Source organism: Rathayibacter sp. AY1F8 (assembly GCF_002932165.1).
Classification (GTDB): Bacteria; Actinomycetota; Actinomycetes; order Actinomycetales; family Microbacteriaceae; genus Rathayibacter.
The window spans coordinates 83332-109310 of sequence record NZ_PSVB01000005.1; the positions used below are offsets into that span (position 1 = coordinate 83332).

Here is a 25979-nt window from a genome sequence, read left to right on the forward strand (position 1 = left end):
GGGAGTGGCATGGTCAGGACGCCGAGCGCACGCGGACCGCGCGGCAGCATCGCCGCGCGCCTGTTCGCCGTGCAGCTGCTGAGCATCCTGCTGATAGCCGCGGCGGCCGTCGCGGTGCTGGCCCTCGACGCGCGGAGCCGGGCGGGCGACGAGGCCGCCCAGCGGAGCCTCGTCGTGGCGCGGACGGTGGCCGACAATCCGTTCGTCCTCGAGTCGACGGCCGGTGCGGATCCCTCCGCGAGCCTGCAGCCGTACGCCGAGGAGGTCATGCGGGACACCGGCGTCGACTTCCTCACGATCATGGCCCCCGACCGCACCCGGTACACCCACCGCGACCGCGACCGGATCGGCCTGCCGTTCCAGGGCACGATCGAGCCCGCGCTGGAGGGGCGGACCTTCACCGAGACGTACACCGGCACGCTCGGACCCTCCGTCCGCGCCGTCGCACCGATCGAGGACGCCGACGGCGCGGTCGTCGCGCTCGTGTCGGCGGGCGTCACGCTCTCGGCCGTGGACGCCTCCTTCGCCGCCCGCGTGCAGGTCGTCGCGTGGGGCGCGCTCGGTGCGGTCGCGCTCGGCGCGCTCGGCTCCTGGCTCCTCGCCCGCTACCTGCGGCGGGTGACGGGCGGGCGGGGCCCGGAGCAGATGAGCCAGGTATTCGCCTACTACGAGTCCGTCCTGCACTCGGTGCGGGAGGGGCTGCTGCTGGTCGACGACCGCGGCCGGCTGGTGCTCGCCAACGACCACGCGCTGGAGCTGCTCGGGCTCGAGGGCGTGCGGACGCCGGTACCGGTCGCCGAGCTCGACCTCCCCGGCGCCCTGCGCGAGCTGCTGCAGGACGACGAGCCCGTCTCGGACCGCCTGGTCGTGGCCCGCGAGCGGATCCTCGTGGTGAACGAGCGGCCCGCCGCCTCCCCCGGAGCCCGCCCCCTCGGCACGGTCGTCACGCTCCGGGACCGCACCGAGCTGCAGCGGGTGAGCGGCGAGCTGGAGTCGCTGCGCACCCTCTCGGACGCGCTGCGCTCGCAGACCCACGAGTTCTCGAACCGCCTGCACACCATCGCGTCGCTGATCGAGCTCGGCCGCCCCGACGAGGCGCTCGCGTTCGCCGCCGGCGAGCTGAACCTCAGCCAGCGCCTGGCCGACCGGGTCCTCGGCTCCGTGCAGGAGCCGGTGATCGCCGCCCTGCTGCTGGGCAAGGCCGCGCAGGCCCGCGAGCGCGGCGTCGAGCTGCACTTCGAGACGCACCTCGAGCCCGGCACGCAGGGGCTGGAGCCCGGGGACCTCGTGACGGTGCTCGGCAATCTGATCGACAACGCCCTCGACGCGGCCGCCTCCTCCGCTCCGGACCGCGAGCCGTGGGTGGAGGTCTACCTCGGCCTCGCGGAGGGCGAGCTGGTGGTGCAGGTGTCGGACAGCGGCCCCGGAGTCGCGAGCGCCGCCGACGTCTTCGCGCGCGGCTACTCGACGAAGGAGTCGGACGGCTTCGGCCGCGGCATCGGCCTGGCGCTGGTGCAGCAGGTGGTGGAGCGCCTCGGCGGCTCGATCGAGGTCTCGCGCCACGTCGGCGCGGTGTTCACGGTGCAGCTGCCGCTGCCCGCGCGGGTGGCGTCGTGATCCGGGTGCTCGTCGTCGAGGACGAGCCGCTGACCGCGAGCGCCCACGCCGACTACGTCCGGCGGGTCGACGGCTTCGAGGTGGCCGCGGTCGCCGGCAGCGGGGCGGAGGCGATCCGGGCCCTGCGCGCGGACCCGGGCATCGCGCTGATCCTGCTCGACATGAACCTGCCGGACATGGGCGGCCTCGACCTCTGCCGGGCCGTCCGGGCGGCGGGCCTGGACGTCGACGTCATCGCGATCACCGCCGTCCGCGACGCCGCGAACGTGCGCGCCTCCGTCGCCGCCGGCATCGTGCAGTACCTGATCAAGCCGTTCGTCTTCAGCGCGTTCGCCGCCAAGCTCGCCAGCTACCGGTCGTACCGCGAGCGGATGCACGGCGCCGACGTCGCCAGCCAGCACGAGGTGGACGGGGCCTTCGCGGCGCTCCGCACCTCCAACGCCCCGGGTCTGGCCAAGGGGCTCTCGGCGCAGACCCTCGAGGCCGTCACCGCGCTGCTGGGCCCCGTCGGCCTCTCGGCGGCCGAGCTCGCCACCCGCCTCGACATCTCGCGGGTGACGGCCCGCCGCTACCTCGAGCACCTCGCCGACTCCGGAGTCGCGGACCGCGCGCCCCGCTACGGCTCCCCCGGCCGCCCGGAGCTGGAGTACCGCCGCCGCTGAGCGCACGTCAGGCGGCCCGCAGCGCTGCGGCGATCTCCTCCTCGATCAGGTCGTGGTTGATCGCCGCGCCCACGCGCAGCCCGTCGGCGGACGAGGCGACGACCTGCGCCATCGGCTCGACCAGCGAGCCCGCGGCGAAGACCCCGGCGACGCCGGTCCGGCCCATCGGATCGACGGCGAGGTGCCGCGCGACTCCCGACGGGTGGTCGGCGAGCTCGAGGCCGAGCCCCTCGGGGAGCCGCCCCTCGACCCGCGGGCCGACGACGAGCGCGTCGAGCTCGTGCCGCCGACCGTCGATCAGCACGCCGACCAGGCGGTCGTCCTCGACGAGGACCTTCTCGACGCGACCCGGCACGAGAGCGATCCCGCGGGCGGCCAGCGCCGCCGCCTCGTCGCCGGCGGGCGCGGGTGCGCCGTGGAGCAGGATCGACGTCCGGTCGCTGAGCTGACGGAACATCTGCGCCTGGTGCCCGGCGAACGAGCTGCCGAGCACGCCGATCCGCCGGCCGCGTACCTCGAAGCCGTGGCAGTAGGGGCAGTGCAGGACGTCCCGTCCCCAGCGGGCGCCGAGCCCGGGGATCTCCGGCAGCAGGTCGCGGACGCCGGTCGCGAGCAGGAGGCGGCGCGCGCGGAGGACCGTGCCGTCGGCGAGGGTCGCGGTCACGCCCTCGGCACCCGCGGAGGCGCGGACCGCCTCGCCCTCGACCACCCGGGCTCCGTAGCCCTCGGCCTCGGCGCGCGCCAGGCGCACCAGCTCCGTGGGCGGGACGCCGTCGCGGGTCAGCACGTTGTGGGCACCGGGCGAGGGTGCGTTGCGCGGAGGTCCGCCGTCGACGACGAGGACGTCGCGGAGACTGCGGCCGAGGGCGGTGGCGGCGGCGAGGCCTGCGAAGGAGGCGCCGAGGATCAGGACGTCGGCGGGGGCAGGGACGGACGGGCCGGTGGGGGCGTCGGTGGAGGTCATGGGTCGATGCTCCGCCGCCCCGGGGCGGGCCGCGAGGATCCGTGCCGTTCCGGCATGCGGCGCGACCGCCCGTGCCAGGATGGCGTCGTGCCCGAGACCCCGCCCGCCCCCTCCGACGACGAGATCGTCGCCGCCGTCGGACCACGGCTCCGGCGCCTGCGCACCCGCCGCGACCGCACGCTCGCGTCCCTCGCGGCCGAGACCGGCATCTCGGCGAGCACCCTCTCGCGCCTCGAGAGCGGAGGCCGCCGCGCGACGCTGGAGCTGCTCCTCCCGATCGCCCGCGCCCTCGGGGCGCCGCTCGACGAGCTCGTCGGCGCCGCGCCGGAGGATCCCCGCGTGCACGGCCGGCCGGTGCGCCGGAACGGCATGCTCATCCAGCCGCTCAGCCGCGACGCGGGCGCGCTCCAGGCGTTCAAGCACACGCTCCCGGCCGGGCCGGTGACGGAGCCGGCGGAGCAGCGCGCGCACGAGGGCTTCGAGTGGCTCTACGTGCTGAGCGGGCGGCTCCGCCTGCGGCTCGGCGAGCACGATCTGGTGCTGCCGGCCGGCGAGGCCGCCGAGTTCGACACCCGGGTGCCGCACTGGTTCGGCCGCGCCGACGAGCAGCAGGTCGAGTTCCTCAGCCTCTTCGGCCGCCAGGGCGAGCGGATGCACGTGCGCGCGTCCACGCGCCGCTGAGCGCGGTCACGCCTCGCCGAGCACCTCGCGCGCGAAGCCCTCGGTGCGCGCCCGCAGAGTCGCGATCCGCTGCGCTCGCGCCGCCTCGAGGTCGAACCCGATGTAGGCCACCGACGGGCGCCGCCGCACATTCATCGAGCACTCGAAGCGGGAGCAGACGAGCGTGCCGAGCGAGTCCCCCGCCCGCCCGGCCGCTCCGGCCTTCCGCGCCCCGAAGAAGACGACGTCGTTCGGGAGCTGCACGTCGCGGCACCACGAGCACTGCGCCCGCGAGCGCGGCAGGGCGTCGGCCTGGGTGAGCAGGACCCCGACGAGGCGCTCCTCCAGCGGCACGACGACGTAGGCGCGGCGGCCCATCCTCCGGTCGCGCCAGCCGAGATGGTCGATGACCGACCAGTCGAGCGCGTCGAAGTCCTTCGGCAGCGCGAGATCGGCGACCTCCTTGCGGGAGGCGTTGACGAAGGACTCGCGAATCTCGGTCTCGGTCAGTGGCTGCATAGCGCTTCCGAGCCTAGGCCGGGATCAGCCCAGGTGGGCGACGGCCTCCTTCGGAGCCTGAGCGAGGAACTCCTCCTTCTTCACCCGGATCATCGCGACGGCGACGACGGAGGCCACGACCAGCCCGATCGCGGCCGCGACGAAGACCGCGGAGTAGCCGTCGACGAAGGCGACCGGCGACTGCTGCTCACCCGCGACTCCCGCGTAGAGGGTCGTGAAGATCGACAGCCCGATCGAGCCGCCGATCTGCATGGCGGCGTTGGCGGTCGCTCCGGCGGCACCGGCGTCGTGGGCCGCGACTCCGGTGAGCGCGAGATTCTGCAGCGGCACGAAGACCATCGCCATGCCGACGCCCAGGAGGATCAGCGCGGGCAGCACCTCGAGGAGGTAGCCGCCGTCGGGGGTGATGCGGCTCAGGTAGAGGAGCCCGGCCGCCGCGATCAGCGGGCCGACGATCATCAGCACGCGCGGGCCGATGCGCGGCAGCAGCTTGGCGGCGACTCCGGCGACGATCATGATCGTCACCGTCATCGGCAGATTGGCCAGGCCCGCCTCGAGCGGCGGCAGGCCCAGGACCAGCTGCAGGTGCAGGGTCAGGTAGAGGGTGGAGCCGATCATCACGCTGCCGACGATCGCCTGGACCAGGAAGGCTCCGCCGCGGACGCGGTCGGCGACGATGCGCAGCGGCAGCGACGGGTGGTCGGAGCGGGCCTGGATCCGCACGAAGAGGGCCAGCAGCAGCACGCCGACGAGGAGGAAGCCGAGGGTGTCGACGCGGAGCCAGCCCTGCTCGGCGAGGGTGAAGCCGTAGACGACGCTCGCGAGCCCGAGCGCGACGGTGATCGTCCCGGCGACGTCGAAGCGGTTGCGCCCCTCCGCGCGGCTCTCGGTGACGAGCAGCTGGCCGGCGATCGCGCCGACCACGACGACGGGGACGTTGACGAGGAGGCACCAGCGCCAGTCGGCGAACTCGGTGAGCAGCCCGCCCAGCACGAGGCCGACGGCGGCGCCCGCTCCGGCGACCGCTCCGAAGACGGCGAAGGCCGTGCCCCGCTCGCGGCCGGAGGGGAAGGAGACGGTGAGGAGGGCCAGAGCGGCCGGAGCGAGCAGCGCGGCGAAGGCGCCCTGCAGCCCGCGGGCGGCGATCAGCTCGGTGCCGGAGGTGGCGAGGCCGCCCCAGGCGGAGGCGGCGCCGAAGCCGATCATCCCGATCAGGTAGGTGCGCTTGCGGCCGGTGTAGTCGGCGATGCGGCCGCCCAGGAGCAGGAGCGCGCCGAACGCGAGGGCGTAGGCGGTGACGACCCACTGGCGCTCGACGTCGGTGAGGCCGAGGTCGGCCTGTGCGGCGGGGAGCGCGATCGTGACGATGGTGCCGTCGAGCACGACGACGAGCTGCGTGAGCGCGAGGATCACGAGCACCCACCAGCGGCGGGCGGAGGAGGGAGCGGACGGGGAGGGCATGGCGGCCTTTCACACGGAGCGGAGCGGGACCGGCGGGTCCGGATCCGAGCCGCGTCATCGGGGCCGAACCACCCCAACCAGTTGGTTGGGCGAAGAAGAGTGTATCGTTCGAGCGCCCGGAGGTGAACCATGGAGCCGACATCAGATGCGGCGCTGCCCGCGCGCGAGCGGATCCTCCGCGCGGCCTCCGTCGAGTTCGCCGCCCACGGCTTCGCGGGCGCCCGGGTCGACCGTGTGGCCGCGGCGGCGGGTCTGAACAAGGAGCGGCTCTACGCCTACTACGGCGGCAAGCGCGGCCTGTTCGTCGCGACCGTCGTCGAGGCGCTCGGCGCTCTCGACGAGACGCTCCTCGCCGAGGCGGCGGACCTCCCCGACCTCGCTGGCCGCATGTTCGACCATGTGTGGGAGCACCCGGAGTTCCTGCGCCTGCTCACGTGGGCGCGCCTGGAGGGAGCCGGCGTCTGGGAGGAGGCCGGCGAGCAGCTCGGCGGGGTCCCCGCCCCCGAGGCCCGGGTCCTCGAGTGGCAGCGCACCGGCGTCGTCGACGCGAGCTGGTCCGCCGACGACCTCTTCATCGCCCTCCTCGGCCTCTGCGAGATCTGGCACCTCACCCCCTTCGCCTCCCGGGGCGGGGAGGAGACGCGCGACCGCCGCCGCGCCTTCGTCGTGCACGTCGCGCAGCTGGTGGGCGCACCGCGCTGAGGCCGACCCCTCCCCCGGCAACGGAAGCGACGTCGGCATCTCCGATCCGGACGCGGTGGACGGGGCGGCTCATCCCTCCGAGCCGGAACCCGACGGATCGGAGGGGAGTGGGAGGTCCCACGGATCCGGCTTCGGGACGACGCCTTCATCACCCGGAAGGACCGCACCCGCCGCGCGCTGAGCCTCGTCCTCGAGGAGGAGTGATTCGAAATCGCCGGGCGCGCACGGCATCTCCGCCCCGATCATGTACATCTCCTCGACAGCGCCGGTGACGAAGCTCGCCCGCAGCACCGGTCCGCCCTGCCCGTAGACCGTCGGGCGCGGAGTCGAATCGGTCACTCTCACCGTCATCCCCAGCGACTCCCAGTAGTCCGCGACCTTCCGCGCATCCCCCTCGACATCGGTGCCCGCCGGGGCCCACCAGGCGTAGCTGTAGCTCGCACCGCTCACCCGGTCGCCGGGGCCGCACACATCGGGCCTGGCCGCGCCGCTCCGCGGCCACCACCCCTCCACATCGAGCCGCCCCGCGGAGTCCCGCACGAACTCCACCACCCGATCCCGACCCTCCCGAGGACTCATCGTGCTCACCGGTCTCGCCTCCTTCTCCGTTGCACAAGCGGTCATCGACATCACGAGCAGAGCGGCGACGGTCAGCGCGACGCCCGTCCGCTGAGGAGAGCCTCTACCCGCCATGGGAGGCTCCCACGACCGCCTTCTGGAAGGCGGTCGGTCCGAGCGGCCGGTTCTCGGTCAGCAGGTCGAGTCGCCGGGAGACGGCCCACGCCGCGTTCTGCAGGGACTCGGTGTTCGGGTCGAGATACCCCGCGAGATCGCCGTCGTCGCTCTTCAGCGCAGCGTGATCCGTCACGATCCTCCCGGCGTCGCCTCCGGTCTCCACACCGAAGACGCGCGCGCCGAAGTCCTCGTCAGCGGGATCCGTGTGGTGGTTCCAGCTGAAGGCGCGGCCCATCCACGCGGCCTCGTCGCCGCTCTCGGTCTCGCCGAGGTACTTGTCCCGCGCCTGCCCCGCGAAGACGGATTCCGCGTGCAGGTCGCTCGCCTCGTCGACGCTGTCCGGGAGGCCGGCCGAGCCCAGCGTCACGACGACCCCGAGCTCGACGTCCGAGCGCGAGGCGGCGACGGCCATGACGGTGCTGCCGTAGGAGTGGGCGACGACGTTCGGCTTCGGCAGGTCGTCGCCCCGGACCGCGGAGAGCCCCTGGACAGCCGAGGCGAGTGCGGCGCCGCCGGCGACCGCCTGGTTCGAGGTGAGGACGTCCATGCCGTTCCCGCCGAGCCGCGCCATCGGCGGGGTCTCGTAGCCGATCCAGGAGACGACGGCGCTGCCGGGCGGGAGGAGCGACTGCAGATTCTGCGACGCCTTCGCCCATCGGGTCATGCTCTCCGTCGTCTGTCCCATCCCGGGGACGGCGTAGGTGACGTTCGTGGCGGTGTCGGGATCGCCGATCGAGACGGCGGCGAGCGGAGGCTCGTCGGCGGTCAGGGAGATGAGGAAGCGCGGGTCCTGACCGAGACCGCGCCGGAGCGATGCCCGCACGTCCCTCAGCGCCACCAGCTGCGACTCCACCGCCGCGAGTCGCTCCCCGTCGCCCGCCTTCCCGCGCAGGCCCGCCGCCTCGCTCCTCAGCGCCGCGATCCGCGCCCTCAGCGCCCTCTCGTTCGCCCTCGCCCGGGCGCGGTAGGGCACCCCCTCCAGATTCCCGATCACCCCGGGCAGACCGGCGACCAGCGCCTCCTGCTGCGGCGAGAAGCGCGCGCCGTCCGTGGAGTCGAGGCTCCGCCACCAGTCGTTCACGAGGGTCGGAGCCAGTCGCCCGAGGCGCGCCGCGAGGTCGGGCGACGCCGCCAGGAGTGTCGCGAGATCGTCGGACGAGAGCGCCGCGAGGGAGTCGAGCAGGCTCCGGCCGCCCCGGGGCCGCGCCAGGGTGCCGACGGCGTCGAGGACGGGAATGGAGAGCGCCGCTCCCCCGGCGGCGGTGAAGGCCAGGGAGATCTGCTCGACCCAGGTCGCGTCGGCCGCACCGATCGACAGCAGCTCGCGGAAGCCCCGGAGCACCGAGAAGGACTCGACCGGCGCCCACGAGCAGCGGTTGCCGAAGGCTCCCCAGGCGGCCATCAGATCCTGGAGCCGGGAGCGCATCGCCTCGTCCGCCTGCCGGGTCTGCGAGACGAAGACGTCGAGGCGCTCGGGGTCGGCGGAGGTCATGCCTCCCGCGGCGGGGCCGCCCGGGGACGTGCGGGGCACCGACCGGGGGGAGAACAGCGCACGGATCGGCGGAGGCACGACCGGCCGATCGGACGGCGGCCGGTCGACGACCTCGTCGACTCCCGCCGCGAGGGCCGCGACCGGATCGAGGCGGCGCTGCTGCTCGCGCTCGTCCGCCCGCCGCTCCCAGGCCGCGTACTCCTCCCGGCGCCGACGCTCCTCCTCGGCCTTCCGTGCCACGAGCCGCACCGTGTCGGCGAGCTCGTGCAGCTCGGCGCTCAGCCGACCGCGGTTCTCCCTGTCGCAGACGCAGACCCGGCGGAACCGCTCGGCGTACGCGCCGCGGAACTCGCCCAGCGCGTACTCGGCAGCGACGGACCTCAGCAGCCCCTCGGAGGCGAGCGCCTCCGCCGCCTCGTCCGAGGCGCGGACCAGCTCCGCCGCTGCTGCATGGTCGAAAGAGAACAGGGTCATCGCCTCCTGAGTGAGAACATCTCAGGAAATGTAGAACGACCACGACGGCGTCGGCACCGGGTGGCGCGAGACGGCGCGCGGTCAGCGCGCCCGCGCCGCGTCCGGCGGCACGCAGAAGTGGCGCGGACCGCATCGGTCCGCGCCACTCGTTCAGATCACGCGGCTCACTCCGCCGCGGTCAGCCGCTCCAGATATCCCGCGAACGCGCGCAGGTCCTCCTCGGGCCAGGCGCTCAGCGCCTCCTGCATCCGCTGCCGCTGACGGCCGCCGAGGTCGCGCATCCGCTCGCATCCGGCCGAGCTGAGCGAGAGGAACCGCGCTCGGCCGTCGGCGGGATCGGAGGTCATCTCGACCAGGCCCAGCTCGGCGAGCTGGCGGGCCTGGCGGCTGATCGCGCTGCGGTCGACCCCGAGCCGCTCCGCCGCGGCGCCGGAGTGGACCGGACCGCAGCGCTCGAGGATCCGCAGCAGCCGCAGTCCGAAGGGCGGCAGCGCCGGGTCGATCGACGCCGCCGCGTCCCGGACGGCGAGGCGCACCTGGACGGCGAGCACGGTGATCTGCTCCTCGACCTCGTGCAGCGCCTCGGCCGAGGGCGCGGCGGCGGGCATCAGGAGCGCTCGATCACGTCGACCGAGCCGGTGGGAGCAGCGTGCCGGGCGTGCCCGACCGGCTCCTCCTGCCGCTCCTCGTCGGCGTGGCGGCCGTGTCCGGCGGGAGTGGCCTCGCGACCCTCCCGGGCGTGCGTCGCGTCGTCCGTCCGCCGGGCCTGGCCGACGGGGCGGAGCGCCGCCTGGCCGTCCGAGGCGGCGATGAGGGCGTCCTCCGCGGCCTGCAGCGGAGTGGTCGGCTCCGCCTTGAGCTGCACCGCGTTCTTCGAGCCGAGGCTCACGTTGGGCAGGAGGACGACGGCGATCAGCGTGACCACGGCGAGCGGGATGCTGTAGAGGAACACGTCGCCCACGCCGATCCCGTAGGCGCTCTCGACCACGACGCGCACGGCGTCGGGCAGGGTCGCCGGCTGCGGGATCGTGCCGCTGCCCAGCGCCTGCGCGGCGAGAGCCTGGTCGGCGGGAGCGAGACCCGCGATGCCGGTCTTGATGCGGTCGGCGATCACGGTGCCGAGCATCGAGCCCAGGACCGAGACTCCGACGGTGCCGCCGAGGCTGCGGAAGAACGTGACCGCGCTGGTCGCGACGCCGAGGTTCTTCACCTCGATCGAGTTCTGCACCACCAGGACGAGGTTCTGCATCAGCATGCCCAGGCCGGCGCCGAGGACGGCCATGTAGATCCCGACGAGGACCAGGTCCGTGTCGTAGCGGAGGGTGCTGAGGAGGGAGGTTCCGATCACGGCGAGCACGCCGCCGCTGATCATGATCGCCTTCCACTTGCCGGTGCGGGAGATGATCCCGCCGAAGATCGTCGACGCGATCAGCAGGCCGGCCATCATCGGGATGGTGAGCAGGCCCGACTGGGTCGGCGTGGCTCCGCGGGCCAGCTGCATGTACTGCGCGAGGAAGACGGCGACGCCGAACATCGAGACGCCGACCGAGATGCTCGCCACGACGGCGAGGCTGAAGGTGCGGTTCTTGAACATCCCCATCGGGATGATCGGCTCGGCCACGGTGAGCTCGGTGATCACGGCGGCGATCAGCAGCACGACGGCACCGCCGACCATGACCGCGGTCTCCCACGAGGCCCAGTCGAAGTTCTTGCCGGCGAGGGAGACCCAGATCAGCAGGAGCGAGACGCCGCCCGCGATGAGCACGGCGCCGAGGTAGTCGATCCGCACCTTGCGCTTCGGGTGCGCGGGGAGGCGGAGGGTCATCTGGAGGAGGACGATCGCGACGATCGCGACGGGCATCGCGATGAAGAAGTTCCAGCGCCAGCCGAACGCGTCGGTCACGACGCCGCCCAGGAGCGGGCCGCCGACGGTGCCGATCGCCATCACGCCGCCGAAGAGGCCGGCGTACTTGCCGCGCTCACGGGGGCTGATGATGTCGGCCATGATGATCTGGCTCAGCGCGGCGAGTCCGCCGGCGCCCAGGCCCTGGAACACGCGGAAGACGATCAGCATGTTCGTGTCCTGCGAGAAGCCGGCCAGGGCGGAGCCGATGACGAACAGCCCGAGGGCGAGCTGGATCAGCAGCTTGCGGTTGAACAGGTCGGCGAACTTGCCCCAGAGCGGGGTGGAGACCGTGGTCGCGAGCAGGGTCGCGGTGACGACCCAGGTGTAGGCGTTCTGGTCGCCCTTGAGGTCGGAGATGATCCGGGGCAGCGAGGTCGACACGACCGTGCCCGCGAGGATCGAGACGAACATGCCCAGCAGCAGGCCGCTGAGCGATTCGAGCACCTGGCGGTGCGACATGGCGCCGTCCGGCCCGGCGGGGGCGTGCGGCGCGGTGGTTCCGCGCGATGCGGCGCGGTGTTCGGGGTATGACATGGGCTCCTCTTCAGCACGGCGGCGGTTCTAGTTGACTGCGATCAACTATTGACCGAGAGCAACTATATAGCCGGGCGTCACGAATCTCCAGTGGCACTCTGCTGCCGTCCAGGCGCCGCTCCGGCCGCGCCTATCCTCGGAGCATGGACAACATCGATCGGAAGATCCTCGATCTGCTGCGCCAGAACTCCCGCGCGGGCTACGGCGACATCGGCGGCGTGGTCGGGCTCTCCGCCTCCGCGGTGAAGCGCCGCGTCGACCGACTCGTGGCCGACGGCGTGATCCGCGGCTTCACGATCAAGGTCGACCCCGCGGTCGACGGCATGGCCACCGAGGCCTACGTCGAGCTCTTCTGCCGCGGCACCGTCGCTCCGGACGAGCTCCGCCGCATCCTCTCCGCGGTCCCCGAGGTCGTCGACGCGGGCACGGTCACCGGCTCCGCCGACGCGATCGTCCACATCCGCTCGCGCGACATCCCCAGCCTCGAGCTCGCCCTCGAGAAGGTCCGCATCGCGCCCAACGTCGACCACACGCGCTCCGCGATCGTCCTCTCCCGCCTCATCCAGCGCAGCGAGGCCTGACGGATCGCGCCATCTCCTCGACGCGCGTCGCGACCGCCTGGTACTCCATACCTGTATGGTGAATCCAGGAGGGCGAGCATGAGCGACAGGGAACAGGCCGGTACGGCGGCACGACGGAGACGGCGCATCTGGCTGATGCTGCCGGCACTGTTCGTCGGCGTCCTGGCCGGGCACCTCGTCGCGACCGCGGTGGGCGCCGAGGATCCGTGGGACGTCGTGGTCACCGCCGCCGTCGCGGCAGCGGTGGCGTCCGTCGTCCTCGCCCTCGTCGACCGGCGGCGCTGAGCCCTCCCTCCTGGATCGGAATCCGAGGGAGGGAACGACGATGGAACGACAGAGGACGAGCACGGCACTGGTCGCGGCGGCGGCCGCTCTGCTGGCGGTGCCGCTGTTCACAGAGCAGGCCGCGCACGCCGAGCCGGCGAGGCAGGAGACGAGCAGCCGGGTGCACCTCGAGGCACGGGGCGGATCGGCGTCGACGGTGACCTTCGACGTCACCGACGACACGCGGATCGTCGAGCTGGCGGGCGGCGGGGTCGGCTTCACGGACGGCGCCGAGACGTCCGACGCACTCCCGGAGAGGATCGACGTCGGACGCGGCCGCACCGTGTCGGGCCACTGGTCGATCGACGACTCCGACACGCTCACCTTCCACTTCGCCCCGGACTCGGCGTCCCGCTCGGCGGTGGGCGGCCTGCACCTGAACAGCGACTGGAGCTCGCCCGAGTGGGGCCACTGCGTCGCCGGGAGCGGCGTCAGCGGTGCCGCGACCGGCGGGGTGATCGGCGCGATCTCCGGTCCCGGCGCGATCGCCTCCGCGACCGGCGGGCTGCTCGCGGGGATCATCGGCGGAGCGATCACCTGCTGAGCGCCGCCTCCTGAACGACCCGGATCAGGCGGGCGCGTCCGCTGCGGTGTGGACGCGCTCGCCGCCGATCCAGGTGCCCAGCACCCGGGTGTCCCCGATCGCCCGGGGGTCGCCGGCGAAGGGGTCCCGGTCCAGCAGGGCGAAGTCCGCCGCGAGTCCCACGGCGATCGAGCCCGACTCGCCCTCCAGGCCGTTCACCCACGCCGAGCCGGCCGTGGAGGCGGAGAGGGCGGTGGCGAGGTCGAGGCGCTGCTCCGGGAGGAACACCTCCTCGCTCCACCCCGGCTCGCGCTCGGAGGGCGCCGAGAGCCGGTTCACCGCGACGTGGATCGCGGCGAGCGGGTCGGGCGTCGACACCGGCCAGTCGCTCCCCGCGGCGAGCACCGCGCCCGAGCGGAGCAGGTCGCCGAACGGGTACTGCCACGAGCCGCGCCGCTCACCGAGGAACGGCAGCGTCAACTCCACCATCTGCGGCTCCAGCGAGGCCCACAGCATCTGCAGGTTGGCCGCGACGTCGAGCGCACGGAAGCGCGGCAGGTCGTCCGGATGCACGACCTGCAGGTGGGCGAGGTGGTGGCGGTTGCCGCGGCGCCCGTTCGCCTGGATCGCCCGCTCGACCGCGTCCAGGCACTCGCGTACGGCACGATCGCCGATCGCGTGGAAGTGCACCTGGAACCCGGCCGCGTCCAGGAGCGGCACGGCCTCGTTCAGGAGGCGCGGGTCGACCATCGAGAGGCCGTCGCCGTGACCATGGCCGCCGTGCCCGTCGAGGTAGGGCTCGAGCATCGCCGCCGTGAAGTTCTCGGCGACCCCGTCCTGCATGATCTTGACGGTCGTCGGCGCGAAGCGGTCGGCGGCGAGCGCCGCGCGCCGCTCGACGAGCTCCGGGATCTGCTCGATGCCGCGGCCCCGGTCCCACCACAGCGCACCGCGGACGCGCCCGGTCAGCTCGCCGTTCAGCGCCGCGCGGCGGTACACCGGACCGGGGTCGCCCACATCGCCGTAGGAGCCGATGATCGCGTCCTGCCACGCCGTCACTCCGAACGAGTGCAGGGTCTCCTGCCCGAGGAGTAGCGCGCGGTGGAGCTCGTCCGCGCTCGCGGGCGGGAGGTGGCGGCGGACCGCGTCCATCGCCCCCTCGTGCAGGGTGCCGGAGGGGGTGCCGTCGGCCAGGCGCTCGATGCGGCCGTCAGCGGGGTCCGGCGTCGTGCGGTCGATCCCCGCGAGGCGCAGTGCGGCGGAGTTGACCCAGGCGCCGTGCCCGTCGGCGTTGGTGAGGAAGGCGGGCCGGTCAGGGACGACCGTGTCGAGCTCGCGGGCGGTCGGGGTGCCTCCGGGGAAGTCGGGCAGGTTCCAGCCGCCGCCGAGGATCCACTCCGCTCCGCTCTCCCGAGCCGCGTACCCGGCGACCGTCGCCAGGTGCTCGGCGGGCGACCCTCCCGCTCCGAGCCAGCAGCGCAGCAGCGCGGCGCCGCCCCAGACCGGGTGCACGTGGGCGTCCTGGAAGCCGGGGACGAGCATCCGGCCCTCGAGGTCGACCACCTCGGTGCGCGGCCCGATCAGGTCGGAGGCGTCGGCGCCGACCGCGACGATCCGCCCTCCGACGACAGCGACGCCGTGCGCTCGGGAGCGCACGGCGTCGGCGGTGAAGACGGCGCCGCCGGTCAGGACGAGATCGGCGGCGCGCACGGGTTCAGAAGCCCGCGGGAGCGAAGGCCTGCGTCATCTGGGAGAACAGCGACACCGTCCAGCCGATCGCGATGAGGAACGACACGACCACGACGCCGAGGAAGACCCAGAGCGGGAGGAGGCCGCCGCCGGTCACGCGCTTCACGACCACGCTTCGGCCGATCACGTAGACGTAGGGAGCGGCGAGGAAGGCCCACGCCCAGTGGAACGGACGCTGCAGGCCGGCTCGCTTCAGCTGGCGCCAGTCGAGGAAGGCGAAGACGACCTCCGCCGCGTAGATCAGGAAGCCGACGACCTGGAGCACGCCGAGGCCGACGAGGTAGGCCGTCGACATCCCCATCGAGGAGCTCGGCCCGTAGGTCGAGGCCATCGACGAGTCGACGATCGCGCTCGGCGGGAGGAGGAAGATCGACAGCGCCGAGAGCAGCGGCAGGAGGACCACCACCCAGATCCACGGGGTGGACGTGACGATGCTCGTGTCGCGCTGCTGCACGGGTGCTCCGGGAGCCGTGGAGTAGGCCGGGTACTGCGGCTGCTGCTGGTTGTAGGGCTGCTGCTGCTGCTGGCCGTACTGCTGGGGAGCCTGCTGGCCGTAGCCCTGCTGCGGCTGCTGCGGCTGCTGCTGGCCGGCGCCCTGCTGGCCGTAGCCCTGCCCGTAGCCCTGCTGCCCGTAGCCCTGCTGGCCGTAGCTCTGCTGCGGGTCGGCGGACGACGGCTGCTGCGGATACCGACCCGAGGCCGACTGCCCGTAGCTCGTCGCCGCTCCGCTCGACGTCTCCCCGTAGGCGGGACGCTCGGCGGGCGGCGCGGGCGGAGTCGGTGCGGTCGGCGGAACGAGAGTCACGGCGGCCTGCGCCGACCCGCTCCCGGCCGGGGCGGTGGGAGTGGCCGCCGGCGCGTCGCGGAGCGACTCCGTCCAGCCGGTCCCGTCCCACCAGCGCTGACGGGACGAGCCCGCCGGGTCCGGGTACCACCCGGCGCGGGGTCCGGAGGCCTCGCCGCCCGTGCTCGCGCCCTGGTCCGTGCCGGTTCCGTTGTCATCCGTCATGGCGTCCTCCACTCCCCTCCGGGCGTCTGCCCGCGATCTCGGACCACCGTAGCGCCGCGACACGATGCGTGGCCTGAGGGCGGGCTGATCGCGCGCTGTCCGAGCGCTGTCCGCACCGGCAGGCACCGGAGGCCGCCGACCGCCAGGATGGACGCATGCCCCACCTCCTCCGAGCCCGCGCCGCCCTCTTCGACATGGACGGGACGCTCGTCGACTCGACGGCCGTCGTGGAGACCATCTGGGGTGCCTTCGCCGAGCGCTTCGCTCTCGACCACGACGCGGTGCTCGGCGCCGTTCACGGTGTCCGCGCCGCCGACAGCGTCCGCCGCTTCGCTCCGGCCGGCAGCGACGTCGACGCGATCGTCGCGGAGCTCGACGCGTACGAGCTCGAGCACACCGAGGGCACCGTCGAGATCCCCGGCGCGACGGCGTTCCTCGCCTCACTCCCCCGCGAGCGCGTCGCCCTGGTCACGTCCGCGAGCCCGGCGCTGGCGGCCGCACGTCTGGCTGCGGCGGGCGTCCCCTCCCCCGACACCGTCGTCACCGCGCACGACGTCGCGAACGGCAAGCCCGCTCCCGACGGCTACCTCGCCGCCGCGGCCCTGCTCGGCGTCTCCCCCGAGGAAGCGCTGGTGTTCGAGGACGCCGAGGCCGGCATCCGGGCGGGTCTGGACGCGGGCATGCGCGTGATCGTCGTCGGGAGCCACGAGAGTGCGAGCACCCGGGGGCTGCCCCGGATCGCGCACTACTCCGACGCGCGCGCCGCGCTCGAGGGCGACGAGCTCGTCGTCACCCTCGGCGGGCCTCAGTAGCGGATCGCGTCGATCACCTTCACCCGCACGGCGACGATCGCCGGCACCAGGCCCGCGAGCGCGCCGACGAGGGTCGCCGCCCCGAGCCCGAGCAGCGCCGCCTCGGCCGGGAAAGGCGGGATGTCGGCGATCCCGTTGTCCTGCACGAAGGCCACCGTCCACGGGTTGGTGACGAGGATGACCGCGACCGTCACGCCGACCACTCCCGCGACGACGGTCGCCACGACGCTCTCCATCATGATCGAGAAGAAGATGCGGCCGGAGGAGGCGCCGAAGCTGCGTCGGATGCCGATCTCGCGGATCCGCTGCCGGACGGTGACCAGGGCGATGTTGAGCAGTCCGAGCGCGCCGAGCGCCAGCACCAGGCCCGCCACGCCGCCGATCACCCAGGTCAGCACGCCGAAGGGGTCGGAGTCGTAGACCAGGTAGTCCTGCCGGTCGACCGACACCTCGAAGTCGGATCCCAGGGCGCCGGCCACGTCGCGCTCCACCGCCGCGGCGAGGGGCTCGGCCAGGTCGAGCGGCACCCACATCTCGTAGTTCGGCACGCCCTGCCCGCCGTACTGCGGGTCGGCGTCGCGGGCGACCGCCGGGTAGGCGTCCGCGAGCATCATCATCGACGGATCCGTCTCGAACTGCGAGGAGGGAGTCACGCCGACCACCACGCCCGTGACGTCGCGCTCGGAGCCGAGCAGGGTGACCACCGGGTGGGTGCGCAGATCCGGGCTCCCGATCCGCTCCCAGAAGCGCTCGTTGACGACGAGGGCGGGAGCGAGGCGCTGGGAGTCGCGGGCGGTGAACCAGGAGCCGTCCACGATCTTCAGCCGGTGCATCTCGGCGAAGGGCTGGTCGACCGCCTGCACCGCGACGTCGACGGCGCCGTCGGCGAACTGGACGCGCGCGCTGCCGTAGGTCGAGCGGCTCGCGTAGGTGATGGAGTACCGCTCGAGCGCACCGGTCCACGCGGCCTGGAGTGCGTCGGCATCCACCTCGGAGGTGCCGGTACCGGAGGGGTAGGCGGAGAGGAAGAGGCTCGCCGGGCGCCCGCTGGAGCGCTCGGCCTGCTCGATGCTGGCCTGGCGGGCGATGCCGCCGGCCGCGACGACCGCGGTCAGGGCGGCGACGGCCACCGCGACTCCGATCAGCGAGAGGAGCACGCGTCCGCGGTGGATCCGCAGCTCGGTCCACGCCTCGACGATCGCGCCGGCGATCCCGACGAGCGCGCGCATCAGAGGACCGCCGCCTCGGCGACGGGGCCCGCATCCGCGGTCGAGCCCAGGCGGCCGTGGTCGAGCCGGTAGTGGCGCTCGGCCCGCGCCGCGATGGCCGGGTCGTGGGTGATGGTGACCAGCGCGGAGCCGGACTCGCGGGCGATCTCGTCGAGCAGGCCCATCACGCTCTCGCCGGTGTCGGTGTCGAGGGCGCCCGTCGGCTCGTCGGCGAGGATCAGCCGCGGTCGGCGCACCAGGGCGCGGGCGATCGCGATCCGCTGCTGCTCGCCGCCGGACATGCGCCCGGGCATCGAGTCCACGCGGTGCCCGAGGCCGACCCGCTCCAGCATCTCGGCCGCGAGGTCGCGGCGGCGCCAGAACTCCGATCCGGTCGCGTAGAGCAGCGGCGTCATCACGTTCTCGCGGGCGGTCCGCCCCTCCAGCAGGTTGAACTGCTGGAAGATGAAGCCGATGCTGCCGCCGCGGATGCGCGCGCGGGCCCGCGAGGACAGGGTCTCGGTGGGAGCGCCCTCGAGCAGCATCCGCCCCTCGGTGGGCTCGTCGATGAGTCCGAGGATGTTGAGCAGCGTCGACTTGCCGGAACCGCTGCGGCCCACGACCGAGACGTGGTCGCCCTCGCCCACCTCGAGATCGACTCCGTCGAGGATCGTCAGCGGCGGCGCGTCGGGCAGCGGGACGACCTTGCGGATCCCCTCGAGCCGGAGGATCGTCACGAGCAGAAGACCGAGCCGTCGGGCTGCGCGATGCAGTCGCCGCCCAGCTGGACGTCGGGAGCAGCCTCCTCCGCGCCCGGCACGAACTGCAGGAGCTCGGCGCCCTCCTCCACTCCGCCGGTGATCTCGACGGAGCTGCCGTCGGTGAGTCCCAGCGTCACCGGGACCTCCTCGGTGCTGCCGTCGTCCGCCCGGCGGAACACGACGCCGGACTGGGCGGTGCCCTCGACCGCGGTGGTCGGCACGACGAGGACGTCCTCCGCCTTGCCTCCCGCGAGCGTCACCGAGGCGGCGAGCCCGGGGAACACGGTGACCTCCGTCGGCACCTGGCAGGTGAAGCTCGTGCCGGAGCCGCCGGTGGAGGTTCCACCGCCGCCGTCCGTCGCTCCGCCGGTCGTGCCGCCCTCGCCGGCTCCGGCGAGAGGGGTGCTGATGGTGAGGTCGGTGCAGGTGAAGCCGGCGGGCCCGCCGGTGATCGCGACCTGCGCCTCCGTCGGCCGGTTCTGGATGCGGTAGAGCTGCTGCGCGTCGATCGTGCCGGTGACGGCGTAGCTCGGCGGCGCGACCTGTCCGGTCACCTCGCCGACCGTGACGGCCTGGTCGTGGATGACGCCGAGCGCGCTGAGGGTGCCGCCGGTCGCGGCGTAGACCCGCTCGAAGCGCACGGAGGGCTCCTGCTGGGTGAGGGTGACGGCGCCGTCCGGGCCGGTCGTCTCGACCGGGTCGCGCGGAGTCTCGACGCGGATGTCGTAGATGAGATCGCCCGACGCGACGGCCGCGCCCTGCTGCACGTAGACGTCGTCGACCGTTCCGGCCGCCGTCGCCTTCAGCGGCACGGCGGGGTCGGCGGCGACGGTGCCCTGGAGGGTGAGGTCGTTGGTGACCGTGCCGCGGGCGACCGTGACGGTCGGCTCGGTGATCTCACCGGTCGGCTGCGTCGGATCGGCCTCGGCCGCGCCGTCCGGGAAGAACGCGATCTTCACCAGGGCGATGCTCGCCGCTCCGATGATGACCATCCACACGATCGGGAACACCCAACGCCGAACCGCACCCATCAAGTCCCCCGACTCCGCTTCCAGAGCGCTCCGCCGTGGGGCGCCGGAGGCAGCCTATCCGGCGACGAGGTGGCGTCCCGGACCGTGGCGCGCCCGTCAGCCGACGAGCGCCGCGACGATCGAGGCGACGCGGCGCGCCCTCGTCTCGGCGGCCTTCGCGCCCTCGACCGACGTGACGTGGGCCTTCCGCGCGCTCGGCGAGAGCGCGGCGAAGCGCTCCGCAGCGCCCGCCGAGGCCAGCGCGGACGCCAGGTCCTCCGGCACGACGACCTCGCGCGGCGCGGTGTCGAGCTCGATCACGACGTCGATCGCGTCACCGCCGGCGAGCTGCGTCTCGCGGCGCTTGTCGGCCGAGAACGGGATGAGCGCGCGTCCGCCCATCGCTCCGACCGTGCTGGTGAAGCGGTAGCCGTTCACCGTCACCGCGACGGCGGGACGCTTGCCGCCGCCGAGGGCCTCGAGGACCTCGGGCGGCACCTCGATGCCGGTGTTGTTGCCGATCTGGAAGAGCGTCGTGGTGAACTGCACGAGGTGATGATGGCATGGCCTACCGCGTGTCGCCCGGCCGATCGCCGGACTGACGCGGAGGGCCGTCGACTCGATCCTCGTCGGCCTCCCTTTGACGGATCCGGAGCGCTCTAGGGCGTTCTCCCCAGCGCTCGGCCGGACCCTGGATCTTCTGTTCGGCCCTGAATCCTCTGTTCAGCGACGACGCCGCCTGCTCCGTCGCCTCCGAGCACGTGTCCGCGATGCTCCTCCCGCACCCCTCCTTCTCGACCTCCAGGTCGAAGGAGATCGTCGACGCGCGCTCCCAGGTGCAGGGCCTCTTCTCGGTGAGCGTCGGCAGCCGGGAGGAGGTCGGCGAGGTGCTCGGGAACGGGTAGGCCTCCGGCGGCGCCGAGCCGGTCGCGGTGCAGGGCCTCGGCTCCATGTGGGCGCGCGGCCTCGAGGACCCTGACGGGCACGTCCGGGAGTCCCTGTACACGGATCCGGCCGCGGCCGAGGCCGGTCCGCCCCGGGAGCGAGGGGTCGGTGCGCTCAGCAGGAGCGGGTGTCGGGGTCTCCGAGCGAGGAGCGCACGGCGTCGACCGTCATCCTGCCCTCGGGGTCGAGCCGGGCGAGCATGCGCGACATGATGTCGGCCAGCTGCGGGATCTGCTCGGCGTCGAGCGGATCGATGACGTCGGCCAGCACGGTCGCGACGTGACCGGGCGCCGTGTCGACGATCTTCTGGAGGCCGGCGTCGGTGAGCACCGCGTTCGTGGCGCGGCCGTCGGAGGCGCAGGGGCGGCGCTCGAGGTAGCCGCGGGCGACGAGGCGGGTCACCACGTGCGAGAGCCGGGGCAGGGTCGCGTTGGTGCGGGCGGCGAGCGTGGTCATCCGGAGGGCGCGGTCGGGCGCCTCGGACAGCATCGCCAGCGTCAGGTACTCGAAGTGCGTGAGCCCCGCGTCGCGCTGCAGCTGCGTGTCGAGGGCGCCCGGCAGCAGTTCCACGACCGCGATGAAGCGCAGCCAGGCGTCGAGCTGATCGGGCGTCAGCCAGCGTGTCTCGGGCGCACTCATCCCCCCACCCTACCCACTACTTGCCGCGACAAGTAAGTCCCCCGTCGCCCCTCGTCGAGCCGCGTCCCGAGGCTCCGTCGGGACGCCGACCCGCGCCCGCCTGATCCCACCATCCTCGCGAGTACCGCCCCCGAGGCGAACCAGCGATCCGCGTACCAGCGGATCGCTGTAGCCGAACGCACCCCGCCCCTCAGAACGCACCCCGTCGAGAAGCCGACCGCGCCACACAGAATCCACACCATCCCCGCGAGCACCGCCCCCGAGGCGAACCAGCGATCCGCGTGCGAGCGGATCGTTGTAGCCGAACGCCCCCGCTCCTCAGAACGCACCCCGTCGAGAAGCCGACCGCGCCACACTCGATCCACATCATCCCCGCGAGCACCGCCACCGAGGCGAACCAGCGATCCGCGTACCAGCGGATCGCTGTAGCCGAACGCCCCCCGCTCCTCAGAACGCACCCCGTAGAGAAGCCGACCGCGCCACGCCCGTCAGGGACGGGCGTGGAATCCAACTCACAGCACGTCGTCGCTCAGATCGATCGGGTTGCCGAAGCGGTGGTTCGTGATCGAGATCGCCTGCTCGCGGAGGAAGGGCAGCAGTTCGACGCGGCCGGCGGGGGTGACCGGGTCGGCGTAGACGGCGGTGTCGAGGGCGCCGCCGAGGGCTTCGGCGAGGGCGGTCGCGAGGGGGACGCGGGATCCGTCGGCGCGGGTGAGCGGGACCGGAGTTCCCGTGCTGCCGCGGGTCATGCCGGCGACGACGTCGGTGAAGGAGCCGGTCGAGTCGGACGATCGGCGGACGACGGCCTGCTGTCCGTGCGTCGGGCTGCCGGGGGCCTGCGGGCCCGCATAGCCGTCGACGCGGTCGGAGACGATGTCGCCGATGATGCGGATGCGCGGCGCCGTGATGCGGCCGGCCGCGGCGCGCTCGAGCCACTGGGCGTCGGTCTCGACGACGATGCGCGGGACGAGGCCCGCCATCTCGGCGAGCTCGTCGCCGCCGAGCATCTCCTGGACCCGCGGCGGGAGCGGGAGGGACGTGGAGATGTCCATCCGGGAGCGGGTCAGCAGGCCCGCGGCGATGACGCGGAGGAGCTCTCCGAGGTCGCCGCCGTCGGCCAGGCGCAGCGCGATCGGCACGCGGAGGTAGCGGAACAGGTTCCGCTCGACGCCGACCTTCGAGATGTCGGTGACGACGCCGAACTCGGTCGCCCAGGCGAGCTGGTCGGAGAGGGCGGAGCGGCGGAGCAGGTCGAACTGCTCGAACCGGAGCGAGGACTGGGCCGCCTCGATGAACTGGCGCGCGCGGTCGTCGAGGCCGCGCAGGTGCAGCGTCGAGGAGGAGCGCGCGGGCGAGGGCTTCCAGGAGCCGAGGCCGATGAGGTGGTTGGGTCCGCCCGCCTTCGCGCCGCCGCCGACGGACGAGCGCTTCCAGCCGCCGAAGGGCTGGCGCCGGACGATCGCTCCGGTGATGCCCCGGTTGACGTAGAGGTTGCCCGCCTCGACCGAGTCGATCCAGAGGGCGAGCTCGTCGGCGTGCAGGGAGTGGAGCCCGGCCGTGAGCCCGTACTCGGTGCCGTTCTGCATCCGCACGGCGTCCTCGAGGGTCGCCGCGTGCATGATCCCGAGCACCGGGCCGAAGAACTCGGTGAGGTGGACGTAGCTGTCCTCGGTGACGCCCTCGCGGATCCCGGGGGACCAGAGCGTGCCGCTCTCGTCGAGGCGCTGCGGCTCGACGAGCCACGACTCGCCTCCGCCCAGCGTGGTGAGCGCGTGCAGGAGCTTGCCGGTGGGCTCCTCGATGAGCGGCCCCATCACCGCCGACGGGTCGTCGGGCCGGCCGACGCGGAGCGACGTGACGGCGTCGACCAGCTGAGCGCGGAAGCGCTTGGAGCGGGCGACCGAGCCGACCAGGATCACCAGGGAGGCGGCGGAGCACTTCTGGCCGGCGTGCCCGAAGGCGCTGCGGACGATGTCGGCGACGGCGAGGTCGTAGTCGGCGTGGGGAGTGACGATGATCGCGTTCTTGCCGCTGGTCTCGGCCTGCAGTGCGAGGCCGGGCCGCCAGGAGCGGAAGAGGCGGGCGGTCTCGTAGGAGCCGGTGAGCAGCACGCGGTCCACGAGGGGGTCGGTGATCAGCGCCCGTCCCAGCTCCTCCTCGTCGAGGTCGACCAGGGCGAGGAGCTCCTGCGGGATGCCCGCGTCCCAGAGCGCCTCGACGAGCACAGCGGCCGAGCGGCGGGCCTGGGGCGCCGGCTTCACCACGACTCCGGAGCCGGCGGCGAGCGCCGCGAGGATCGATCCGGCCGGGATGGCGACCGGGAAGTTCCACGGCGGAGCGACGACGGTGACCCGAGCGGGGACGAAGGTGGCCCCGGTGACGGCGTCGAGCTCGCGGGCGCGGGTGGCGTAGTAGTGGGCGAAGTCGATGGCCTCGGAGACCTCGGGGTCGGCCTCGGCGATCGTCTTGCCGGTCTCGGAGGCCATCACCTCGATCAGGCGGTCGCGGTTCGCGGCGAGGACGAGGCCGGCGCGGTCGAGCACGGCCGCTCGGTCGTAGCCCAGGCGCTCGCCCCAGCGCTCCGCGCGGCGGGACACCGTGCGCAGCACCTCCTGGAGCTCCGCCTCGGTGCTCACGCGCGCGGCGTCGGCCGTGCCCGCTCCGATGGTCGAGCCGGCGATGCGCTCGGTGATCAGGCGCGCCCAGCGGCGGTTGCCGGGGAGGGCGGGGTCGGTGTCGGGCTCGTTGTGGAAGCCCGCGGTCGCGGCGGCGGCACCGGAGCCGCGGCTGAGGCCGAGGACGGCCTGCGTCAGGCCCGCGGCGGCCGGGTCCTGCGCCCGCTCGCCGGCGCGGGCGTGCTCCTGCACGAGGCGGCGGCCGGAGCCGGAGGACCACTCCCGCAGGCGGTCCTGCGTGCGGTTCGGCGGCGGGACGGAGTCGTCGAGGGCCTCGAGCGAGGCGCGGAAGCGGCCGAGCTCCCGCTGCAGCACCTCCTCGTCGTCGAGGCGGAACGCGGCCGACAGGAAGTTCTCGGGGCTGCTGTTCTCCTCGAGCCGGCGGATGAGGTACGAGATGGCCACGTCGAACTCGTGCGGGTGCACGACGGGCGTGTAGAGGAGGAGGCGTCCCACGTCCTCGCGGACGGCGCGCGCCTGCCCGGTCGCCATCCCGAGCAGCATCTCGATCTCGACCGCGCCGGTCACCCCGCGCTCGGTCGCCGTGAGCCACGCCCAGGCGAGGTCGAAGAGGTTGTGCCCGGCGACGCCCACGCGCACCGCGTCGACGCGCTCCGGCCGCAGTGCCCGGTCGAGCAGGCGCTTGTAGTTCGTGTCGGCCTCCACCTTGCTGCCGACGGTCGCGAGCGGCCAGTCGTGCAGGGCCGCGTCGACCCGCTCCATCGCGAGGTTCGCGCCCTTCACGACGCGCACCTTGATCGGGGCTCCGCCGCGGGCCCGACGCTCCTGCGCCCACTCGGTCAGCTCGTCGAGCACGCGGACGGAGTCGGGCAGGTAGGCCTGCAGGACGATGCCCGCCTCGAGGTCGAGCATGCCCGGCTGCTCGAGGAGGCGCCGGAACACGGCGACCGTCAGGTCGAGGTCGCGGTACTCCTCCATGTCGAGGTTGATGAAGGTGGGGTCGGCTGCGGACGCGGCGGCCTGGTAGAGCGGGGTGAGACGCTCCACGACGCGGTCGACCTCCTCCTCGAAGGCCCACATCGACAGCTGGCTGACGACGCTCGAGACCTTGACGCTGACGTAGTCGACGTCCGGCCGCTCGAGCAGGCGGAGGGTCCCCTCGAGGCGGCGGCGGGCCTCGCGCTCGCCGAGCACGGCCTCGCCGAGGAGGTTGAGGTTGAGCCGGTCGCCGCCCTCGCGCAGCGCGGCGACGGCCGCACCGAGACGCGCCTCCGAGGCGTCGACCACGAGGTGCCCGACGAGGCGGCGGAGGACCCGGCGGGCCGCGGGCACGACCACCCAGGGCAGCACGGGGCCGACGGCGCCGCCGGTGCTGATCGCCGCGCGCAGGTAGGAGGGGAGGAAGGCGGGCGTCTTCGCGGTGAGCGCCGCGAGGTTCTCGGCCGCGACCGAGAGGTCCTCGGGCCGGGCGACGCCGTCGACGAACCCGACGGTGAAGTCGAGTCCGTTCGGGTCCTGGAGCACGCCCGCGAGCCGCTGGGCGGCGGGCTCGACCGGGAACTCGCCGCTGCGCGCGATCCAGCGGCGGACCAGGGACTCGACGCGCTCGATCATCGGGCGGTCGTCGACCTCGGGCTCGGCGGCGGCGGGCGCGGCGTGCTCCGACTCCGACGCGGCGTCGGGCCCATGCACGACCTCGTCCTCAGCATCGCGCACGACCTCGTCGTCGGCATCGGGCTCGCTCACGGCCTCGTCCTCAGCGTCGCGCACGACCTCGTCCTCGTCCTGAACACCGGGCTCGCGCAGGTCCTCGTCCTCAGCGTCGGACTCCTGCTCGTCCTGAGGCTCGGCCACGTCCTCGGACGCGGACTCCGGCGCCGGCACGACCTCGGCCCCGCTCACGGAGTCGCGCGCCTCACCGGCCTCGACCTCGTCGTCCGACTCCGTGCCGCCCTCCGGCGTCCGACCACCGATCGTCGCGTCGACGCCGCTCCGCACGGCCGCGTCGTCGGGCTCGCGCTCCGGGTCGCTGCCGGGCACACCTGGGGTCGTCGAC

The 25979-nt window shown here is 73.6% G+C and carries 24 protein-coding genes; 9 read left to right on the top strand and 15 right to left on the bottom strand.

Annotation, left to right across the window (positions count from 1 at the left end; genetic code table 11):
* Positions 1-9 precede the first annotated feature (9 nt).
* Both C5C35_RS05910 and C5C35_RS05915 read left to right on the top strand, forming a co-directional pair.
* Positions 10-1617, top strand: a complete 1608-nt coding sequence (locus tag C5C35_RS05910) for a sensor histidine kinase (protein ID WP_104246900.1) — start codon at positions 10-12, stop codon at positions 1615-1617.
* On the top strand, positions 1614-2279 hold the full coding sequence (locus tag C5C35_RS05915) for a response regulator (RefSeq protein WP_104223809.1): 666 nt from the start codon (positions 1614-1616) through the stop codon (positions 2277-2279). Before C5C35_RS05910 ends, C5C35_RS05915 begins: the two co-directional genes overlap by 4 nt.
* A gap of 7 nt (positions 2280-2286) precedes the next feature.
* On the opposite strand, the gene C5C35_RS05920 is transcribed toward C5C35_RS05915, so the two are convergent.
* On the bottom strand, positions 2287-3243 hold the full coding sequence (locus C5C35_RS05920; RefSeq protein ID WP_104246901.1) for an NAD(P)/FAD-dependent oxidoreductase: 957 nt from the start codon (positions 3241-3243) through the stop codon (positions 2287-2289).
* An 87-nt stretch (positions 3244-3330) separates the two neighbouring features.
* Here C5C35_RS05920 and C5C35_RS05925 point away from each other — a divergent pair, with 87 nt between their 5' ends.
* Positions 3331-3924 carry a helix-turn-helix domain-containing protein gene (locus C5C35_RS05925; protein ID WP_104283164.1) on the top strand — a complete coding sequence of 198 codons (594 nt, stop codon included), beginning with the start codon at positions 3331-3333 and terminating at the stop codon, positions 3922-3924.
* A gap of 6 nt (positions 3925-3930) precedes the next feature.
* Here the strand turns inward: C5C35_RS05925 and C5C35_RS05930 are convergent, their stop codons facing one another.
* Entirely contained in the window at positions 3931-4422 is a 492-nt protein-coding gene (locus C5C35_RS05930) for an FBP domain-containing protein (protein ID WP_104246902.1), read from the bottom strand.
* 24 nt (positions 4423-4446) lie between these two features.
* On the bottom strand, positions 4447-5883 hold the full coding sequence (locus C5C35_RS05935; protein WP_104222849.1) for an MFS transporter: 1437 nt from the start codon (positions 5881-5883) through the stop codon (positions 4447-4449).
* 129 nt (positions 5884-6012) lie between these two features.
* Here C5C35_RS05935 and C5C35_RS05940 point away from each other — a divergent pair, with 129 nt between their 5' ends.
* A complete protein-coding gene (locus tag C5C35_RS05940) occupies positions 6013-6585 on the top strand; it encodes a TetR family transcriptional regulator (protein ID WP_104222850.1) in 573 nt (190 codons plus the stop codon).
* 69 nt (positions 6586-6654) lie between these two features.
* Here C5C35_RS05940 and C5C35_RS05945 read toward each other — a convergent pair whose 3' ends face one another.
* From C5C35_RS05945 to C5C35_RS05960, 4 genes are all read right to left on the bottom strand, one after another.
* Entirely contained in the window at positions 6655-7218 is a 564-nt protein-coding gene (locus C5C35_RS05945; protein WP_146084568.1) for a hypothetical protein, read from the bottom strand.
* Positions 7219-7267: 49 nt separating this feature from the next.
* Complete coding sequence (locus C5C35_RS05950) at positions 7268-9286, bottom strand: alpha/beta hydrolase (protein ID WP_104262744.1); 2019 nt, start codon at positions 9284-9286, stop codon at positions 7268-7270.
* A gap of 164 nt (positions 9287-9450) precedes the next feature.
* Positions 9451-9894, bottom strand: a complete 444-nt coding sequence (locus C5C35_RS05955) for a MarR family winged helix-turn-helix transcriptional regulator (RefSeq protein ID WP_104237641.1) — start codon at positions 9892-9894, stop codon at positions 9451-9453.
* Complete coding sequence (locus C5C35_RS05960; protein WP_104237640.1) at positions 9894-11651, bottom strand: MDR family MFS transporter; 1758 nt, start codon at positions 11649-11651, stop codon at positions 9894-9896. Before C5C35_RS05960 ends, C5C35_RS05955 begins: the two co-directional genes overlap by 1 nt.
* Positions 11652-11869: 218 nt before the next feature.
* Here C5C35_RS05960 and C5C35_RS05965 point away from each other — a divergent pair, with 218 nt between their 5' ends.
* From C5C35_RS05965 to C5C35_RS05970, 3 genes are all read left to right on the top strand, one after another.
* Positions 11870-12307, top strand: a complete 438-nt coding sequence (locus C5C35_RS05965) for an Lrp/AsnC family transcriptional regulator (protein WP_104222855.1) — start codon at positions 11870-11872, stop codon at positions 12305-12307.
* Positions 12308-12385: 78 nt separating this feature from the next.
* Complete coding sequence (locus C5C35_RS16680; protein WP_146076614.1) at positions 12386-12592, top strand: hypothetical protein; 207 nt, start codon at positions 12386-12388, stop codon at positions 12590-12592.
* A gap of 40 nt (positions 12593-12632) precedes the next feature.
* Entirely contained in the window at positions 12633-13175 is a 543-nt protein-coding gene (locus C5C35_RS05970) for a hypothetical protein (protein WP_104262745.1), read from the top strand.
* A 24-nt stretch (positions 13176-13199) separates the two neighbouring features.
* On the opposite strand, the gene C5C35_RS05975 is transcribed toward C5C35_RS05970, so the two are convergent.
* Positions 13200-14864, bottom strand: coding sequence for an amidohydrolase (locus tag C5C35_RS05975; RefSeq protein ID WP_104262746.1), 1665 nt, complete (start codon positions 14862-14864; stop codon positions 13200-13202).
* 4 nt (positions 14865-14868) lie between these two features.
* Positions 14869-15912 (bottom strand): DUF2510 domain-containing protein, encoded by a 1044-nt coding sequence (locus C5C35_RS05980; protein ID WP_146084569.1) that lies wholly within the window; start codon positions 15910-15912, stop codon positions 14869-14871.
* Positions 15913-16067: 155 nt separating this feature from the next.
* On the opposite strand from C5C35_RS05980, the gene C5C35_RS05985 reads away from it, so the two are divergent.
* Positions 16068-16724 (top strand): HAD-IA family hydrolase, encoded by a 657-nt coding sequence (locus C5C35_RS05985; protein WP_104233104.1) that lies wholly within the window; start codon positions 16068-16070, stop codon positions 16722-16724.
* On the opposite strand, the gene C5C35_RS05990 is transcribed toward C5C35_RS05985, so the two are convergent.
* The 4 genes from C5C35_RS05990 to C5C35_RS06005 form a co-directional block, all read right to left on the bottom strand.
* Entirely contained in the window at positions 16718-17953 is a 1236-nt protein-coding gene (locus C5C35_RS05990) for an ABC transporter permease (protein ID WP_104260405.1), read from the bottom strand. The two genes, C5C35_RS05985 and C5C35_RS05990, sit on opposite strands and share 7 nt — an antisense overlap.
* Positions 17953-18669: an ABC transporter ATP-binding protein gene (locus C5C35_RS05995; RefSeq protein WP_104222861.1), complete on the bottom strand. Its 717-nt coding sequence runs from the start codon at positions 18667-18669 to the stop codon at positions 17953-17955. The genes C5C35_RS05990 and C5C35_RS05995 overlap by 1 nt, the downstream gene beginning before the upstream one ends.
* Positions 18666-19685: an efflux RND transporter periplasmic adaptor subunit gene (locus tag C5C35_RS06000; protein ID WP_104222862.1), complete on the bottom strand. Its 1020-nt coding sequence runs from the start codon at positions 19683-19685 to the stop codon at positions 18666-18668. The genes C5C35_RS05995 and C5C35_RS06000 overlap by 4 nt, the downstream gene beginning before the upstream one ends.
* 135 nt (positions 19686-19820) lie before the next feature.
* Positions 19821-20252 (bottom strand): YdeI/OmpD-associated family protein, encoded by a 432-nt coding sequence (locus C5C35_RS06005; protein WP_104262748.1) that lies wholly within the window; start codon positions 20250-20252, stop codon positions 19821-19823.
* Between the two features lie 212 nt (positions 20253-20464).
* On the opposite strand from C5C35_RS06005, the gene C5C35_RS16925 reads away from it, so the two are divergent.
* Positions 20465-20608 carry a hypothetical protein gene (locus C5C35_RS16925; RefSeq protein ID WP_181134080.1) on the top strand — a complete coding sequence of 48 codons (144 nt, stop codon included), beginning with the start codon at positions 20465-20467 and terminating at the stop codon, positions 20606-20608.
* 154 nt (positions 20609-20762) lie between these two features.
* Here C5C35_RS16925 and C5C35_RS06010 read toward each other — a convergent pair whose 3' ends face one another.
* Together C5C35_RS06010 and C5C35_RS06015 are read right to left on the bottom strand one after the other, a co-directional pair.
* Complete coding sequence (locus tag C5C35_RS06010; RefSeq protein ID WP_104233099.1) at positions 20763-21287, bottom strand: MarR family winged helix-turn-helix transcriptional regulator; 525 nt, start codon at positions 21285-21287, stop codon at positions 20763-20765.
* 512 nt (positions 21288-21799) lie between these two features.
* Positions 21800-25537: a proline dehydrogenase family protein gene (locus C5C35_RS06015; RefSeq protein WP_104262794.1), complete on the bottom strand. Its 3738-nt coding sequence runs from the start codon at positions 25535-25537 to the stop codon at positions 21800-21802.
* Positions 25538-25979 lie beyond the last annotated feature (442 nt).

Bases quoted from the DNA above. Each gene is read 5' to 3' on its own strand.
- C5C35_RS05910 (WP_104246900.1), top strand. From the start codon at position 10: ATGGTCAGGACGCCGAGCGCACGCGGACCGCGCGGCAGCATCGCCGCG.
- C5C35_RS05920 (WP_104246901.1), bottom strand. From the start codon at position 3,243: ATGACCTCCACCGACGCCCCCACCGGCCCGTCCGTCCCTGCCCCCGCC.
- C5C35_RS05930 (WP_104246902.1), bottom strand. From the start codon at position 4,422: ATGCAGCCACTGACCGAGACCGAGATTCGCGAGTCCTTCGTCAACGCC.
- C5C35_RS05935 (WP_104222849.1), bottom strand. From the start codon at position 5,883: ATGCCCTCCCCGTCCGCTCCCTCCTCCGCCCGCCGCTGGTGGGTGCTC.
- C5C35_RS05940 (WP_104222850.1), top strand. From the start codon at position 6,013: ATGGAGCCGACATCAGATGCGGCGCTGCCCGCGCGCGAGCGGATCCTC.
- C5C35_RS05950 (WP_104262744.1), bottom strand. From the start codon at position 9,286: ATGACCCTGTTCTCTTTCGACCATGCAGCAGCGGCGGAGCTGGTCCGC.
- C5C35_RS05955 (WP_104237641.1), bottom strand. From the start codon at position 9,894: ATGCCCGCCGCCGCGCCCTCGGCCGAGGCGCTGCACGAGGTCGAGGAG.
- C5C35_RS05960 (WP_104237640.1), bottom strand. From the start codon at position 11,651: ATGTCGCACCGCCAGGTGCTCGAATCGCTCAGCGGCCTGCTGCTGGGC.
- C5C35_RS05965 (WP_104222855.1), top strand. From the start codon at position 11,870: ATGGACAACATCGATCGGAAGATCCTCGATCTGCTGCGCCAGAACTCC.
- C5C35_RS16680 (WP_146076614.1), top strand. From the start codon at position 12,386: ATGAGCGACAGGGAACAGGCCGGTACGGCGGCACGACGGAGACGGCGC.
- C5C35_RS05970 (WP_104262745.1), top strand. From the start codon at position 12,633: ATGGAACGACAGAGGACGAGCACGGCACTGGTCGCGGCGGCGGCCGCT.
- C5C35_RS05980 (WP_146084569.1), bottom strand. From the start codon at position 15,912: ATGACGGATGACAACGGAACCGGCACGGACCAGGGCGCGAGCACGGGC.
- C5C35_RS05985 (WP_104233104.1), top strand. From the start codon at position 16,068: ATGCCCCACCTCCTCCGAGCCCGCGCCGCCCTCTTCGACATGGACGGG.
- C5C35_RS05990 (WP_104260405.1), bottom strand. From the start codon at position 17,953: ATGCGCGCGCTCGTCGGGATCGCCGGCGCGATCGTCGAGGCGTGGACC.
- C5C35_RS06000 (WP_104222862.1), bottom strand. From the start codon at position 19,685: ATGGTCATCATCGGAGCGGCGAGCATCGCCCTGGTGAAGATCGCGTTC.
- C5C35_RS06010 (WP_104233099.1), bottom strand. From the start codon at position 21,287: ATGAGTGCGCCCGAGACACGCTGGCTGACGCCCGATCAGCTCGACGCC.
- C5C35_RS06015 (WP_104262794.1), bottom strand. From the start codon at position 25,537: ATGATCGAGCGCGTCGAGTCCCTGGTCCGCCGCTGGATCGCGCGCAGC.